The organism is Cyanobacteria bacterium GSL.Bin1 (genome assembly GCA_009909085.1).
GTDB lineage: Bacteria > Cyanobacteriota > Cyanobacteriia > Cyanobacteriales > Rubidibacteraceae > Halothece.
In genome coordinates, this window is the sequence record JAAANX010000055.1 from 12,263 (window position 1) to 29,327 (window position 17,065).

At 41.3% G+C, this 17,065-nt stretch carries 15 protein-coding genes; 13 read left to right on the forward strand and 2 right to left on the reverse strand.

What is annotated here, in order from left to right:
- Positions 1-70 precede the first annotated feature (70 nt).
- From GVY04_05975 to GVY04_05985, 3 genes are all read left to right on the forward strand, one after another.
- Entirely contained in the window at positions 71-529 is a 459-nt protein-coding gene (locus GVY04_05975; protein NBD15697.1) for an EVE domain-containing protein, read from the forward strand.
- 145 nt (positions 530-674) lie between these two features.
- Complete coding sequence (locus GVY04_05980) at positions 675-1,391, forward strand: DUF3120 domain-containing protein (GenBank protein ID NBD15698.1); 717 nt, start codon at positions 675-677, stop codon at positions 1,389-1,391.
- A 350-nt stretch (positions 1,392-1,741) separates the two neighbouring features.
- Entirely contained in the window at positions 1,742-2,389 is a 648-nt protein-coding gene (locus GVY04_05985) for a GNAT family N-acetyltransferase (GenBank protein ID NBD15699.1), read from the forward strand.
- 188 nt (positions 2,390-2,577) lie between these two features.
- On the opposite strand, the gene GVY04_05990 is transcribed toward GVY04_05985, so the two are convergent.
- Complete coding sequence (locus GVY04_05990) at positions 2,578-4,350, reverse strand: hypothetical protein (GenBank protein ID NBD15700.1); 1,773 nt, start codon at positions 4,348-4,350, stop codon at positions 2,578-2,580.
- 33 nt (positions 4,351-4,383) lie between these two features.
- On the reverse strand, positions 4,384-5,295 hold the full coding sequence (locus tag GVY04_05995; protein NBD15701.1) for a glycosyltransferase: 912 nt from the start codon (positions 5,293-5,295) through the stop codon (positions 4,384-4,386).
- Between the two features lie 526 nt (positions 5,296-5,821).
- On the opposite strand from GVY04_05995, the gene GVY04_06000 reads away from it, so the two are divergent.
- From GVY04_06000 to GVY04_06045, 10 genes are all read left to right on the forward strand, one after another.
- The gene (locus GVY04_06000) at positions 5,822-6,835 is read left to right on the forward strand and encodes a glycosyltransferase (GenBank protein ID NBD15702.1); all 1,014 of its coding nucleotides are present in this window, start codon (positions 5,822-5,824) and stop codon (positions 6,833-6,835) included.
- Between the two features lie 173 nt (positions 6,836-7,008).
- Positions 7,009-8,508, forward strand: coding sequence for an NAD(P)-binding protein (locus GVY04_06005; protein ID NBD15703.1), 1,500 nt, complete (start codon positions 7,009-7,011; stop codon positions 8,506-8,508).
- A 20-nt stretch (positions 8,509-8,528) separates the two neighbouring features.
- Complete coding sequence (locus tag GVY04_06010; protein ID NBD15704.1) at positions 8,529-9,452, forward strand: glycosyltransferase; 924 nt, start codon at positions 8,529-8,531, stop codon at positions 9,450-9,452.
- A gap of 10 nt (positions 9,453-9,462) precedes the next feature.
- The gene (locus GVY04_06015; GenBank protein NBD15705.1) at positions 9,463-10,743 is read left to right on the forward strand and encodes a glycosyltransferase; all 1,281 of its coding nucleotides are present in this window, start codon (positions 9,463-9,465) and stop codon (positions 10,741-10,743) included.
- A gap of 63 nt (positions 10,744-10,806) precedes the next feature.
- Positions 10,807-11,847 carry a glycosyltransferase gene (locus tag GVY04_06020; GenBank protein NBD15706.1) on the forward strand — a complete coding sequence of 347 codons (1,041 nt, stop codon included), beginning with the start codon at positions 10,807-10,809 and terminating at the stop codon, positions 11,845-11,847.
- 24 nt (positions 11,848-11,871) lie between these two features.
- Positions 11,872-12,717 carry an ABC transporter permease gene (locus GVY04_06025; protein ID NBD15707.1) on the forward strand — a complete coding sequence of 282 codons (846 nt, stop codon included), beginning with the start codon at positions 11,872-11,874 and terminating at the stop codon, positions 12,715-12,717.
- Positions 12,718-12,722: 5 nt separating this feature from the next.
- The gene (locus GVY04_06030; GenBank protein NBD15708.1) at positions 12,723-14,021 is read left to right on the forward strand and encodes an ATP-binding cassette domain-containing protein; all 1,299 of its coding nucleotides are present in this window, start codon (positions 12,723-12,725) and stop codon (positions 14,019-14,021) included.
- Between the two features lie 2 nt (positions 14,022-14,023).
- Positions 14,024-14,938 carry a glycosyltransferase gene (locus GVY04_06035; GenBank protein NBD15709.1) on the forward strand — a complete coding sequence of 305 codons (915 nt, stop codon included), beginning with the start codon at positions 14,024-14,026 and terminating at the stop codon, positions 14,936-14,938.
- 51 nt (positions 14,939-14,989) lie between these two features.
- Entirely contained in the window at positions 14,990-16,531 is a 1,542-nt protein-coding gene (locus GVY04_06040; protein NBD15710.1) for an FAD-binding protein, read from the forward strand.
- 171 nt (positions 16,532-16,702) lie between these two features.
- Positions 16,703-16,996 carry a hypothetical protein gene (locus GVY04_06045; protein ID NBD15711.1) on the forward strand — a complete coding sequence of 98 codons (294 nt, stop codon included), beginning with the start codon at positions 16,703-16,705 and terminating at the stop codon, positions 16,994-16,996.
- Positions 16,997-17,065 lie beyond the last annotated feature (69 nt).

The following is a 17,065-nucleotide window of genomic DNA, read 5'->3' on the forward strand; positions in this document are numbered from 1 at the left end:
AAATGTTCATCAGTAGGATCAAATGGCAAGCTGAGACATAATTGAGCAAGGAGATTATCCCTGACAACTTATGAACTACTGGCTTTTAAAGTCCGAACCGAATGACTACAACATCAATGATTTACAGCAAGAAAAAATAGCCATTTGGGATGGAGTGCGGAACTATCAAGCGCGGAATTTTTTACGTGAAATGCAGCCTCTAGATGTTGCCTTTTTCTATCACTCTAATGTTAAACCGCCTGGCATTGTTGGTCTAGCGCGCATTATCGAAACGAACATCCCCGATCCCACACAATTCGATCCCAAAAGCAAATATTACGATCCAAAAGCCACAGCAGAACAGCCTCGTTGGCAAACCGTCAAAGTAGAATTTATGCAAAAGTTGGCGCAGAAACTTTCGCTTCCTCAACTCAAAGCCATGTTTACTCCTGAAGAATTAGCCGTAGTGAAAAAAGGGAATCGACTCTCCGTGTTGCCTGTTAGTTCAGAAGTCGCTCAACGCCTGCTCTCAGAAATTAAGCAGGGATGACATAGAAATGGGTTAGTACAAATGACCAATGACTAATAACCAAGGACGAATTTCCAATGTTAAGATAATCTATATCCCCCTGGGGGGGATCTGACTCCTTATGTTATATTACAATTAGTAAAGATTAGTTAAGAAGATTAAAACATTGTTTAAGAGTTCCTGGTTCCCCTTATCAATAACCGAAGTCAGCCAACGACTCCAAATTTACGCCAGAGCGTTCCTACTCAAGCAAAAACGTTGGCTTGTTTTTGGGGCATCCGGCTTTTTAGTTTCGATTCCAGTTTTTGCTCAAGCACCCATGGTGCGGGAGTTTCCACTACTCAGCTTAGTCTTAACTCTAGGCTGGATTGGGTTAGGTATTGCTTGGTTTAGACGCCCAAAAACCTCTCTTTGGGGAGATCTAATGATTGGTTTTAGCTGGAGTTGGTTAGCCGGATCAATCTATTGGGGTTGGTTTCGGTGGGAACCCATCATTCATCTTCCTGTTGAGGCGATTGGTTTACCCTTTGCCTTTTTCGCCTTGGCAAGAGGCTGGGGACAAGTGGGGAATTTATTTTATTTAGGTTCTTTACTGGGAACTGCTCTAACCGATGTCTATTTTTATCTCACCGGTTTAATGCCTCATTGGCGAGAGTTAATGCGGGTTGATCCGGCACTGTATAAGCCCATTTTCCAAGATGCGCTGGTACAGATGCAAACCCCTTGGAGTGTCGTTTGTGCCATTGTAATTGTGAGTCTTCTCTCGGGAGTCGGGATTTTTGGCATCAAACAGAATACTCTTCCTTGGTGGGCTTTTAGCGGTGCCGTGTTAAGTACCCTCCTTGTCGATGGTTTATTCTGGATTGCTGCAGCGATGGCTTAGATATTTAAGAACCAACAACCCTTATACCTGATAATCTGATATCTGATATCTGATTTAACCTGGAAGTGAGGGGCCCCTGTGAAAAGAAAGTGCCTCATCCTGCTCTGTATTAAGTATAAAGTGTGCTAAAATCAACCTGTTTGAAAGTTTAAAATTATTAAGATAGTGGCTTTGATACGACCTCAATGGAAAGCAGAAAAACTAAACCCAAATAACTGGGTCGACGGTTTTCAATTGACAGAAGACTAAACTTTCTTGCTGATGAATCAGTTTCGACAACTGTATTCAGACTCTAATGATTCTGTGGAAATGCTCTCCTCTATCTTGCTAAGTCAGATTTCTTGCTTAGAATGACTGTGAACGCTTACTCTTCTCCTTTTCCCACTTCTGCTGCTGCATCTAATCCCTGTTCCACTGATAGCTTTACGGTTCGTCCGGCACGCATTGATGATCTCGGTGGCGTAACCGAAGTTTTGACCCATAGCTTTCATCCTTCTCAAGGCTTGGGAATGTTGATGTATCCTTTCTTGAAATTGGGGATTTATGAAGATATTCGCAGTCGCATGTGCAGCGATCGCGCTTATTATACTTGTTTAGTGGCAACGGCTGCCTCTACGGGAAAAGTCACCGGAACCGTTGAACTCTGTCTAAATTGTCCAGAAGGTTGGATTCCCAAACAATATCAATCCACTTATATTTCTAACTTAGCGGTCAGTCCTCATCACCGCCGACAAGGAATTGCTCAGCGTTTGTTGAGAAGTTGCGAGCAACTGACGAATCAGTGGGGATTTAAAGAAATTTATCTCCACGTCCTGGATAATAATACCGCCGCTCAAAAACTCTATGCGCAATCTGGTTATCAACAATGTCGGGTCGAGTCGAGTCTAACGGCTTGGTTATTTAATCAGCCGCGACGAGTCCTTTTAGGAAAATCAGTGATTGGGCTGCGTGCCAGTAAGAGTTTTGAGAGTCAAGCCATTCGGTTTCAATGGGATTGAGCTCAGAGCAATATTGAGGTAAAAAGAAAATGTATAGTCCTAAAGATTACCACTCCTGCCATTTGGCTTTAACTTTCTGCTTTAAACCTGAGTATTTATGCTCATTGCATAACTAGGATGCACTCACCTACTTAAGCTGAGATCACAGTATTGCCTTTACTTTTCCGCTTCCGTCCCTATTCAATCATTCATTTACCAAACTGATAACCAGCAGGTAGATCAGAAACCATAATTTTAGTTCCTTCTGCGGGGTTAGTAAAAACGACTTCTAAATTAGGTAGAGATGTAAGTTGTTGAATCAGTGCTGTTGGCTGATCCGAATTAAATCCTCCTGGAGAAGCACAAATTGAAGGACATTGCGGATTGTTGATTACCCAAAACACTCTAGTAGGTTGACTTAAATAAGCATTTTTCCAAAATGAGCTATCAGGTATATGCCTCACTTGCCTTGGATTATCGAAATAAAAATAACTCATATATAACGAATAATTTTGAATAAAGAATAAAACATTTGACTCTTGAGTTTCAATTTTAGTTAAAAGCTTGAGAGATTCCTGATGGAAAGTAAGAATTTCGTTACTGGGATAGCGAATATCAGATATTTGAGCTGTCCATGCTGCTAAAACTAAAGATATTAAATCTCGACTCTCATCCATAAAGTAACGAGCTGGTCTAAGGATAAGACTATATAAAATAAAGGCAATAATTAATATCATTGATAGCTGCTTTAGTAACTGATTAAAATCTGAAAGCGTTACTATTTTATAAGTAATTAAAATTAAACAAGGTTGAACTGGCAAATAATATCTATCTATAATGAGTGGGCTATAAGAAATGATAAAAACAAGGATAGCTGAAAATAAAATTAGTGAAACCAAAAGATAGGAAAGACTTGTTAAAATGCTAGGACCTAAAAAATTAGTATATTTTTTTTTGAGGTCATTAGAAACTAGATTAATACAGAGAGAAATAATTAAGCATAAAAATACTATTCCCAACACATAATTAATTAACCAATTAGATTGGATAATTCTTTCTAATTGGTTGGTCTCAATACCAGTCAAAATATATAAATTTGAAAAACTTGATAGTAGTTTTTCTAAACTCTCAAATATTAACTTGATCAAATCAGGATTTAAGTACCTTGCTCCATGGGTTTCTAGTAAATTAGAAGTCGCAATTTCATTATCTTTTATACCGATTTGCCAATTAAAATAAATTATTATTAAAACCGTACAAGTTAAACCAGGCAAAGTTAAAATAGTATAACGCTTTAAAAAAGATTTAATTCTTGGCATCTCCATCTGCAAAGTTATCAGAAACGCCGCTATTAAAAGAAAACCACTCGCATAGCGAAATGAGATTAATAAAAAAATCCCGAAGCCTGCTATGATAGTATTAATCGACCCAATATAATTTCTAGGTGAAAATAATAGCAATAGAGTGATAAAAGGAACACCTGCCCACAGAAATATATCGGTTCCTTGAAAAGTCCACGGTGGAGTATAAAAAATTGGTAAAAGGATTGCAATAATTAAATGAATTGGTAAAAAAATTGAACCAATCTTGAGAGGAGATAAAAGGCATCGAGAGCTAATAACAGACCAGCCGAGCCAGCCCATAAAAGTTGTTAAGCCATAGATAATCTTAAGGGTAATCGCAAGTGGGATATTGAAAAAAAGAAAAGCTGATACCAACAGAGATAATCCTGGAGGGAAATGAGTTAAGTACTTTGAGACTGGAGGTTGATTAAGATCAAATTGAGAGGAGAAAGCATTTGTCAGTCCTGATCCTTCAACCAGTCGATAAGCTGCTTCCAGCTGCGTACTCAGATCCCCATGAATTCTTAGCGGTCCCAACAGCCTGATCAGGATGACCAAAGCTGTTGAGAGCAACATGATTCCAAAAACATTGCGGTTTCCTGCACTGAGGCGAAAGATTATAGTTTGTAGTTGGTTCATCGATTTAGAGAATCTCCATTTATCCAGGGGGATTTAGGATTGTACCGACTCAGGTCTACTCTGCTGCTTAGTCCGTTCCCAAGCAAAGCCCATAACGTTTGCTATTTGCGAGAGAAAAAATAAGCCGGAAATGAGGAGTTGAGGTTGAGAGGAAAGTTTGGTAAAAGGATAAGTCAATAAGTTGATATAGAAGGAGAGAGGTTCAACTTGTATCGACTTTGCTTCTCGTTTGGCACGAATTTGATGAAAGCAGAAAGCACCTCTACCGTAGTTAAAATGCTGTCGCCAAAAAGACCCTAATGTTAAGGTATGAGCGTGGTAAACTTCCATGGCGGGACTATAATACATGGTGAAACCATGATGCCGCCAACGATCACAAAATTCTCGGTCTTCTCCAGCAGCCAACGGAAAATGAGTCTCAAATCCTCCTACTTTATGGAAAAGTTGACGAGGCATAGCAAAATTATTGGAAGCAAAAAAGATAGAATTTCTCTGATCTTGATTGTAGTAGTCGTAAATATAGTCAATTAAGAGTTGACTTGCGGTTGAGTAAAGATTCTGAGATAAAGCATTGACGGTATGACCCCCAATGAGAGCTTGAGGACATTCATTACGGGCTGTTGCTACAGCTTGTAACCAATTCGCATCGGGCTGACAGTCATCATCAGTGAAAACCAAGTAATTTCCCCGAGCTTCGGCTGCGCCAGTATTACGAGCGCTGGCTGGACCGGCATTTTTCTGCTTAATCAAGCGTATAGCCAGCTGATCCGCAAATTGATCGGTAATTGGTTTTATCGGGATATGACTACCATCATCAACGACGATCACTTCGAAGCCTGTGCAAGGATAGTCTAACTGAGCAATGCTTTGCAGACACAGTTGTAAGCGCTCAGGGCGATTGTAAGTGGGAATAACAATCGAAAATTCAGGAGTTGTAATATCCATAATTCAAGCTTTGAGTACGGCAACAAAATCTGCATATAATTTCGTTAACTTGGAGATATAATTCTCCCTAAAAACAGAAAAATAGATTCTAGTCTTTTTTACGTTCAGTGAACAATCAATATTAAACATCATTGCTCTTGATGCTTTGCTCTAAAATTAACGCTTATACTCCATTTGCTTTAATTATTAAATGTTCAACATAAAAAAGCAATAAAAAATGAGAGCAAATGTCCAGAAAGTATCAGTGATTACTTTTTATTCAGTAAACCTTAAAGTCACAAAAATTGATTGATCTGATCAATCGATTTTTGATATTATTTAAAACAGAATGAAGATACTTTCCCATAAGAATTTTGCAAGCATAAACTTACAATTAAGAAGAAAATGCACTTGACACTAAATATCAAGCAAAACTATACTCATTACTTAAGTAAGTACAGCCTAGGGGGATGATTAAGCTTTTAGAATTATTAAATCCTAATTAAGCTTAACCCTTTTATTGGGTCTTCATTCTTTATTAATAGTAATGTCAATATCTGTTGTGATTCCTGTTTATAACGGTGGAGAGAGCTTTCGTCATTGCTTAGCCAGCATCAACGAAAGTGTCCTTCCTCCTGATGAGGTGATTGTTGTGTGTGATGGCGATACCGATGGATCTTGGCAAGTAGCAGAAGCCTTTGGGGTAAAAGTACTACAGTTACCAACGTCTGGAGGGCCAGCCAGAGCAAGAAATCTAGGAGCAAAAGCAGCTCAAAGTGATTTACTATTTTTCATTGATGCTGATGTTGCACTCCATCCTCAAGCTTTGCGCCTGATTGAACAACAATTCCAAAAAGAACCTGATCTGGCAGCATTGATTGGATCTTATGATGATGCACCAGGTGCTCATAACTTCTTGTCTCAGTACAAAAACTTATTTCATCATTATACTCATCAAATTTCTGCGGAAGTCGCATCAACTTTTTGGGGAGCTTGCGGCGCCATTCGTAGGGATGCGTTTGAATCCGTAGGCGGGTTTGATGAGCGTTATCGCCAACCTTGCATTGAAGATATAGAGCTCGGTTACCGACTGAAACGGCAAGGCTACTCCATTCGGCTTTGTAAGAATATTCAAGTCAAGCATCTTAAGCGATGGGAACCCATTTCTTTACTCAAAGCAGAAATTTTTTACCGCGCTTTACCTTGGACGGAATTAATGTTGCGCGATCGCTGCTTCGGGACTGACTTAAACTTAAGCTATGCCAACCGCTTCAGTGTCGTGTTGGTTTTTGCACTTCTGGGCAGTTTGGTTATCAGTGGACTCACACCTGGGTTCTATTACGTCAGTATCGCCTTAGTTCTAGCGCTCATTGCCATCAACCAGGAGGTTTACCGCTTTTTTTACAGCAAGCGGGGTTTAGTTTTTACGCTGCAAGTCATTCCTTGGCACTGGCTCTATTTCTTTTACGGAGGAGCGACCTTTGCTTATGGCGTGAGCAAACACTATTTTTTGCAAATTTTACAGGGATTACCACGACAAAACCCTGGCAAAGTTGGATAGATCGTTTGCCAGTTCTGGTAAGAATTACAGCTCTATAAGTTTTTCTTTGACGTGTAATTTTCTCAAATTTCTCACATTTGTTTTTCAAGGTGAATGTATAAGTACTTTTCTTATTCAAACCCTGATTAAAGCCCGAAATTGCCCACACTATACTTAAGCCAAATTAACTAGGCCTGAACTCCTCTAACTCCTCTTCTGTAATTATTATCGGCGGTGGTCCAGCAGGTTTGACAGCCGGATATGAATTAGTCAAGCATGGCGTCAACTCGATTGTTTTAGAAAAATCGAATCAAGTCGGAGGCATTTCTCGCACAGAAACTTATAAAGGTTATCGTTTTGACATTGGTGGACATCGCTTTTTTACGAAAGTGGGCGAAGTACAAACGATTTGGCAAGAAATTTTGGGAGACGACTTCATTCAAGTGCCAAGATTATCACGAATTTACTATGGTGGTAAATTCTACGACTATCCCCTATCTATAGTCAAAACTTTACGTAACCTAGGTCCATTTCAAAGTTCATTAATTCTAATGAGCTATCTCAAAGCTAAACTAAGAAAACGGCTCAATCCCGAATTCAAAGCAGATACGCTTGAAGATTGGGTAATTGACTGTTTTGGAGAGCGGCTTTACCGCATTTTTTTCAAAACTTATACAGAAAAGGTGTGGGGAATTCCTTGCCATAAAATTCGTGCCGACTGGGCAGCCCAGCGCATTCAAAATATGTCTCTCAAGCGGGTTGTGCTCAATACTTTATTTGGCGGTCAAGATGCCAAAAGCCTGATTAAAACCTTCGACTATCCTCGTTTAGGACCCGGTATGATGTGGGAACGCTGCCAAGAGAAACTCGAAGCAAGAGGAACACCGGTTCATCTGAATACAGAGGTAGTACGAGTGGAGCGAGAAGGAATGCGCATCACTAAAGTCATCGCAAAACAGGGCAATTCCACTTTTGAGTTAGAGGCCAACCACTTGATTAACTCGATGCCAATCTCCCTGTTAGTGCGTCGCCTTGATCCTCTCCCTCCAGAAGAAATTTTAGCAGCTGCACAAGGGCTGAAATATCGAGACTTTCTGATTGTCGCCCTAGTGGTGAATCGGGAACATTTATTTCCCGATAACTGGCTTTACATTCATAGTCCTGATTACAAAGTGGGTCGCATTCAAAACTTCAAGAACTGGAGTCCAGAGATGGTTCCTGATGCTAGCAAAACTTGCTTGGGAATGGAATATTTCTGTAGCGAAGGCGATCATCTGTGGGAAAGGTCAGAAGCTAGCTTAATTCAGTTAGCTTCCCAAGAAATTGTCAAGCTCGATTTAGGGGTTGAAGAAGGCGACGTGGAAGATGGCTGTGTGATTCGCCAACGTAAAGCTTATCCAGTTTATGACGGGGAGTATCGCCAGCACCTCCAAGTGTTGCAAGACTATCTCGAAATGTTTGAAAACTTGCAAACTGTTGGGCGTAACGGAATGCATCGCTACAACAACCAGGACCATTCAATGTTGACCGCTTTGCTCGCAGCCAGGAATATTGTTGGTGAAGAACATGATATTTGGAATGTGAATGTTGAGCGCTCTTACCACGAGAATTTTACCGATGAAGAGTGGTCAAAGCTTAAGCAGGAATCTTCTAACTCAAGCAATGATCCGGTTTCGGTTTCATCTGTGTCTTAGACTGGTTTAGGTAAAGTGCTATGGAAAATTCTGATTATTCATTTGTTTCAGTGATCATTCCAGTCTTTAATGATGCGGAGCGACTGCAAATTTGCTTAAAAGCGCTGGCTGAGCAAACTTATTCTCAGTCACAGTATGAAGTGATTGTAATTGACAACGGTTCTGATGATGCAGCCCAAGTGAAAGCAGTTGTTGCTGAATTTGAATTCGCGATCGCGACTCAAGAATCGACCCCTGGCTCTTATGCCGCTCGTAACAAGGGTCTTTCTATCGCTAAGGGAAGCATCATTGCATTTACCGATTCCGATTGTATTCCCGCACCCAACTGGCTAGAACAAGGCGTTCATCACTTATCTCATTCCCCCAATTGTGGACAAGTGATCGGCAAAGTGGATCTATTTTTCAAAGATCCGCAAAAGCCAACCCCCGTCGAACTTTATGAAAGTATGACAGCCTTTCCCCAAGAAAAGCTCTTAAAAAACTTTCACGGCGGGGCAACGGCTAATGTCTTTACCTGGCGCTCTGTCATTGAAAAAGTCGGTCCATTTAACACCCAACTGAAATCCAATGGGGATCTCGAATGGGGAAGGCGAGTCTTTGAAGCCGGATATCAGCAAATTTATGTGGCTGATGTCGAAGTCAAGCATCCGGCGCGTCAGGGTTGGAAACAACTCCATCAACGCACAATTCGTTTAGCCGGTGGCGTTTATGATCTACATGTGCGTTCAAAAAACTCTTTTCTGGCTCGCCAGAGAATGTTTGCTCGCCTATTACTAGATGACCTCACTCCACCAGTCAACTTCATGATCAATGCTTTTAGAACCTCTCAATTGAACCACTGGCATCATCGCATTGTTGTTTCTCTGGTGATTTTCTATGTCAGGTACATCAGCGCGTGGGAGAAAATGCGACTGAACTTGGGAGGAATATCCCTTCGGGGTTAGGAGGAAATTTATGCGGATTGCTTTCATTGTTGGTCAATTTCCCATGCTCTCAGAGACATTTATTCTTAACCAAATTACAGGAGTTATTGAGCAAGGGCATGAAGTTGATATTTACACTGAATATTGGGGGGATTGTTCTTGCGTTCATCCTGATGTTCATAAATTCCAATTACTAGAACGAACTTATTTACTACCATCAATTCCTAATAATTTGTTCTGGCGACTGAGTAAAGGAATTGCCTTATTTCTAACTCACTTTCACCAATCTCCTCGCTTGTTATTATCGACACTTAATCTAAGAAAACATGGTTTACTTTCCGGAGGATTATGGCTTTTATATTCTGCCATTCCTTTAATGAATAAACCAACTTATGATATTGTTCACTGCCAATTTGCTACTCAAGGCTATCGCGGAATGTTCTTCAAAGCCCTGTTGCGTCCTCAGCCAAAGTTAATTATCACGTTTCGCGGACATGATATTAGTTGCTATGTTCAAAAACAGGGTAAACATGTTTATGATGACCTTTTTCAAGCCGGGGACTTTTTCCTGGTGAATTGCGAGTTCTTCCGACAGCGAGTCATTCATTTAGGTGCCGATCCAGCGCGGACTCAGGTTCACTTTTCCGGGTTAGATTGTAAGAAATTTCCGTTTCAAAGTCGTCAAGCTGAACCAACAATTCAAATTACGACCATTGGCAGACTGGTAGAAAAGAAAGGAATTGAGTATGCGATTCGCGCTGTTGCTCAAAAAATTCAACAATATCCCAATCTAAAGTATCAAATTATCGGTGATGGACCGCTCAAAGAGCATTTACAGTGTTTAATTCATGACTTAGGTGCTGAAGAATCAATCGCGCTATTAGGTTGGAAAAACGAGCAAGAAATTATTGAAATTCTAAACCAATCCCATCTTTTTATCGCCCCCAGTGTTACAGCAGCGGATGGGAACCAAGATGCTCCGATTAATGTTTTAAAGGAAGCGATGGCGATGGGACTTCCTGTGATTAGTACCCATCATGGTGGAATTCCTGAGTTAGTCCAAGATGGCGTTTCTGGTTTTTTAGTTCCCGAACGCGATGTGGATGCCCTTGCCAGCAAACTGGAGCAATTAATTCAAAATCCGCAGTGGTGGGAAGAAATGGGCAAAGCGGGGCGCGCGTATGTGGAGGAACATTTCGATCTAGAACAATTAAATCAGCGATTGCTACAGCTCTACGAGCAATTAGTTAATGACTCTTCGATTCAAGAAAGACCCTTAGTAGAGTCTGCTATTCGTTCCACGCCCCCTTAAAAATTTTGCAATTCATTACGTCTTAAGCCTAGTTTCTAAAAAATTATGAGGTATTGATTAAAGATGACAGAGCCGATAGTAACAATTGTAGTTGTTCCCCGAGAACGGTTTAGCTATGCTCAAACTTCCCTGGAAAGTATCTATGAGCACACTCAGATTCCGTTTAAGCTGGTGTATGTAGATGGTAATTCTCCGTGTTCAGTGAGCGAGTATTTACAAGCGCAAGCAAAAGTCCATCATTTCCAACTAATTCGGACCGATTATTATCTCTATCCGAACCAAGCACGTAACTTGGGATTAGCGCAAGTAGATACCCCTTATTTAGTCTTTATCGATAATGATGTTGTCGTGACCCCAGGGTGGTTACAGGCCCTAGTGCAATGTGCTGAAGAAACAGATGCCAGTGTTGTGGGTCCGTTGATGGGGCAACATGAACCCGTCCACCAAGAAATTCATTTTGCCGGTGGAGAATCTCATATTTGGGTGGATCGACGAGGAAGACGACGGTTAAGGGAGAAAATGTATGAACAGGGAAAATCAGTAGCTACAATACGCGATCGCCTACAACGCAAAGAAACAGAGTTGGCAGAATTTCACTGTGTACTAATACGCAAGTCTGTGTTTGAACAAATTGGTGTTTTAGATGAGCAAATTCTCAATACGAAAGAACATCTCGATTTTTGTATGCTGGTTCGCGAAGCCGGTCAAACAGTTTATTTTGAACCCAATGCTTTAGTCACCTACGTCGCGGGTCCTCCCTTGCAATGGAGTGATTTACACTACTATATGTTGCGCTGGAGCGATGATTGGACACTAAGGAGCCTCAAGCGTCTCCGCGAAAAATGGGACTTAGCAGAAGATGCGTACTTTACGACCAAGTATCATAAACTCGGTTGGCGACGCAAAACGAATATTATTGTACCGATAATTTGGAAACTAACCTTTGGTCTATACAGTCCGCGGTTAGAACATTTTTTGATCAGAGTTGAACACTTGATCAATCATTGGCTAAGTAATCGCCATGCTAGAGAACAAGTAAGTCATTCTCTGAAATCAGAAGACAACGCGCCCTCAATGCCTGTCTTGTCTGATCATTCCTCATAAAATCCCCGATTAACTTGCTTCAACATGGCACCTGAAATTATTAATACCCCTGATAGTTTATTAAAACATCCTCGCTTACTCCTAAAAATGATGGGGCAAGATCTGCTAGCGTCCCGAGAGCTAGCCTGGCGCCTAATGATTAGAGATATTAGCGCTAAATATCGTCAAGCCCTATTGGGGGTTGTGTGGGCTTTTGTTCCTCCCATTACTATGGCAGTTGGCTTTACTCTTGCCAGAGATGCCAAAGTTTTTACGGTTGGCGAAACGGATATCCCTTATCCTGCTTATGTCATGTTTAGCATGGCGCTGTGGCAAACCTTTGTGGAGGCGGTGACAGGACCAGTGGAAGCAGTGATTAAAGCGAAGCCAATGTTAGCCCGAGTTAATTTTCCCCGAGAGGCGATTATTCTTGCCAAGTTAGGAGAAGTGGGCTTTAATTTTGGCATCAAGCTGATTTTGATTGTAGGCTTGTTTCTTTACTTTCAGGTTCCTGTGAGCTGGAGTTTGATTTTAGTCCCGGTTGCCCTCATTCACCTCGTTCTTCTAGGAACATTGTGTGGTGTCTTGCTTGCTCCCTTGGGCGTTTTATATCAGGATGTGTCTAAAAGTTTAAACATGATTACAGGCTTTTGGCTATTTCTCACCCCTGTGATTTATCCCGTTCCTAAAGAAGGTCTATTTGGTATGTTGGTTGGACTCAATCCGGTGACACCATTGCTAGTAACCACCCGAGAATTAGCAACCACTGGAATTGTGTCTAATTCCAGCGGATTTTGGTTGGTGAGCGGATTGACCTGGATAGGACTAATTTTAATTTGGGTGGGATTTCGCATTGCTATCCCTTATGTTGTTGAGAGGGTAACTTCGTAAAGATCATGGTTGATACTCAATATCAGTCCTTAGCAAAAACGTTTTCTTCGGAAAAACCTGTCATCTCAGTGGAAGGGGTATCGAAAAAGTTTTGCCGAGATTTAAAGCGATCGCTGTTTTATGGCGTCCAAGATATTGTTGCCGATTTGACAGGAGGTCGGCGCAATACTCATCGACTGCGATCGCGCGAATTTTGGGCTTTAAATTCAGTCAGTTTTCAGCTTTACCCAGGACAAGCACTGGGAATGGTAGGCACAAACGGAGCTGGTAAAAGCACATTACTGCGAATTATTAGTAGCCTGATTAAACCCGATACCGGATCAGTGCGAATTCGAGGACGACTGGCACCCCTCATTGCCCTAGGAGCCGGCTTTAATCCCATTCTGACCGGTCGAGAAAATATTTATGCCAATATGTCTATCCTCGGACTTTCCACTCGACAAATTGAGCAGCGGTTCCAAGCTGTCGTAGATTTTGCCGAAATTCATGACGCCATTGATGCGCCAGTGCAAACTTATAGTTCAGGGATGACAGCCCGCCTTGGTTTTGCCTGTGCAATTCACACTGAACCCGATATTCTACTTATTGATGAAGTCCTCGCCGTCGGCGATGCTCGTTTCAAAGCGAAGTGTTACCGCCGACTCTATGAACTTAGGAAAAAAGGCGTTGCGTTCATTTTAGTTAACCACAATCCCCAAGCCGTTCTTAACATTTGTAACCAAGCGATTTATCTTTCTCAAGGGCAAGTCAAGGGGATGGGAGACGTCGATACCATTATTACTCAATATGAAAGGGATTTGTTTGTACAAGGAAGTGATCTTTGTTCCAATCGATTAACTTTGCCGCCAAAACTGCGAGAAGAAAGTCATGGGATAGATATCTGTGCTCTATTTTTCCGCAATGCTGAAGGAGTGATCGCTGAAGAAGTATTTAATGGTCAGCCCTTAACCTTTTGTGTGAGTTGTCAAGCTCATCATGCCTACGAAAACATTACCTTGCAGATCAAAATTACGCGGGTGGGGGGTGAAGATAGTGCAACGACGATTCTCTTTCTCAGTGGTGACAATGACAACGTATCCTTTGATTTGCCCAAAAGCCGCTTAGAACTCCAGTTGCAATTTCCTTATTTGGGTCTAGCTGCCGGAACGTACACCATGAACGTCAAGCTCAAAAAAGATTCCTTATACATCTTTGATCTGGTGCAATCTTTTCGATTTACAGTCAACGATAGTTGTAATTTATATCGTTGTCAGTTTTACCAGCCCCATAACTGGTCTTTTAAGACAATTGCTGAGGTCATCTAGTCATGTCTCCTCCCCAACTGAGTATCATTATTCCTACCTACAATCGTCCTCATTTACTCCCACTTGCGGTAGAAAGCGCTCTTAGACAAACCGTTCAGGAAATTGAAGTAATTGTTGTTGATGACGGTTCTTCTCAATGGGCTTCCCTTCCCAGAGATCCGCGTTTGCAGGTCATTCGTTTGGCGCGATCGCGCGGAGGGGCTGCCGCTCGCAATGTTGGAACACAAGCTGCTCGAGGACGCTGGATTAGCTATCTTGATGATGATGATGCTTTATTGCCTCACATGGCGGAGGTTTCTCTAGAAGCTCTTGAAAAGACAAAATTCCCCTCACCTGTAGGGGTGATTTCAGGAATTGAAGTTGTGAACTCAAAAGGAGAAATCCTGAAAAAACGTTTACCTCCACCGATTCGATTAAAGGGTTGTCATTTCTCTTTAGAAGACCTCGAACCCGGTAAATCCTACAATACTAAGCAAACCTTGGTAGTTGAGCGAGACGTCATTAATCAAATTGGAGGATGGGATGAATCATTTAGCTCTCGTGTCCATACTGAACTGTTCTTGCGACTCAATCTAGTTTGTACCATTATTGGACTTTCCATTCCCACTTACCAACTCCTGCGCGATCAACAAGCTAGAGTTTCTCGAAATCCAAAGCTTCGTCAAGACAGTTTTCATCGCTTGATTCAAAAGCATCAAGCAATCTTTGAGACTCATCCAAAAATGTTCTCTGAGTTTGTTTATCAAGAGGCTTTCATATCGTATCAAATAGGGCAAGAAAAAGTAGCTCTAACTCAGTTTCTATGGGCACTCCAAATTAATTCCCCACATATTTTACAGTTAAATTTTAATTCTGGATTATTCCAATTGAGAAAATTTCTTAAACCTCTACTCTCAATCTCATCTAATTTCTCTTAATTAGCCAAAGTAATTGCAATTAGTTCCAACTTTTTTATAGATAGAAGTCATATGATCACTGATATTCTCGACCTAGGTGAACAAAAAAAACAACTACAAACGGAGGTCATTGTCATTGGCTCTGGAATTGCCGGTGCAGAAGTGGCAACCCACCTTGCACGTCACGGAAAGAAAGTAGTGCTTCTTGAAAGCGGTCGCAAGCAATATGATCCATCAATCCAAGCGTTGAATGATGTTATATTTCTCGGTAAACGACATCGTGAATTAAATCCAAACAGCTATTATCATCGTTACCTTCCGCCTGAATTACGTGGCGTCAGTCGTGTCCGTCAATTTGGTGGTACCAGTAACGTCTGGACAGGAAAGTGGAAATACTTGCAACCTTCTGATTTTGAGGGTCGAGCATGGGTTCCTAACAGCGGCTGGCCAATCTCCTTTCAGGAACTGTTGGAACACTACCGTTCTGCAGCAAAAGATTACGGTTTTGGAGATTTAGAAGCAGAAGCAATACGTCCTGAAATTACTTCCCTTCGATCGAAGATTGCTGCAGGAGGATTAAAGATGAGCAGTTTCTATTGGGAACAGACCCCTACTCGCACGGCAATACGCTTTGGTGAGGAGATGCGTTGCTCTAAAAACTTACAAGTGATACTAGGCGCTACTGCAACTGAATTAACACTTGATGCTTCCTGTCAACGGGTCAATGCAGTTACTTGCCGCTCCCTGGAAGGTCGAGAACTAACTGTAGAAGGTAAACTGATCGTTCTGGCAACTGGTGCATTTGAGACGGCACGACTCCTACTTGCTTCTAATCGTCAACTTCCAAATGGGATTGGTAATGAGTATGACCTCGTCGGTCGTTTTTATACAGATCATCCTAAACACCATACTGGGACCTTACAACCAGGTTTTCTAGTTCGAGAATATGCCCATGAACTGCAGTATGCTCCTAAGCCCCGTTTTTGTATTTGTTTTGCCCTAGACGATCAAACTCAGCAAGAGTATGAGCTTCTAGAGCATGTTGTGTACTTGAAGCCAATCTACGAAAAGCAAATGGACAGGATATGGCGAATTTTGAGAGGTCGTCCGATTTGTAAAGATGGCAATGGTGCTGTCTCGGCTTATCGAGTTAAGTTTGTCACTGAGCAGGTTCCCCACAAAGGGAGTCGTGTGAAGCTAGGACAGGAATATGATGCAAATGCCCAACGAAAGCTAGAGGTTAACTGGTGCTTTACAGAGCAAGACCGACGTTCGATGGCAAAGACACTGGAACTTTTAACGCAACGATTTGCTGAAGTTGGGATGGGAACCTTTGATTTCGGAAATGATCCTCCTACTTTAGAGAGCATGACCGATGCCGCGCACCAGATGGGAACGACTCGTATGGCTAGTACGCCAAAAGAGGGAGTGGTTGATCCAAATTGTCGAGTCTTCGGAACAGACAATCTTTATGTAGCAAGTTCTGCCGTCTTTCCCACTGGACCTTCCTACTCACCGACATTTACTATTCTGGCACTCGCCCGTCGTCTTGGTCAGCATTTACTCAAGATAACAGAAAAACAACGAGAAATTTCTCAAATAAAAACCAATTAATTGGCTTATCAATATTTAAAACTTGAACATTTTAATGGCAATTTTGTATCTGTAACTGTCTAATTTTTTCAAAATGTGGCTGTATGATAAATTGAAACATGTAAAAGAAGATTTTATTTTAATTATCTTAATTTTTAGTTCTTTTTCTATTATTCAATATCATTGATCTCTATGTTACCTAAGTTATTTTCCAATAAACCCCAAATTTTTTTCATGCACGTTCCAAAAACTGGTGGAACTTCTATGGATTCAGCAATAAAAAAACATTATGGGTGCCAATCTTACCACATTGATCCAATACAGACAAAATCAATGGCAAATTTGCTTTATCAGTCTGTTCCATGTATTGATAAAGGAACATACTTATTGCGAGATGGCTTTGTTTTAGATGCCATGAATCGAGATATTTTGTATATTTCAGGGCAGGGTAAGCGCAAGAAAAATGAAGCTGTAATATGCTATTAGAATCCATCTAGCAATCAGGATTGGTCATGGCAAAAGGTTTTGGTGAAGCATCTATTTCCCCTAAAGAAA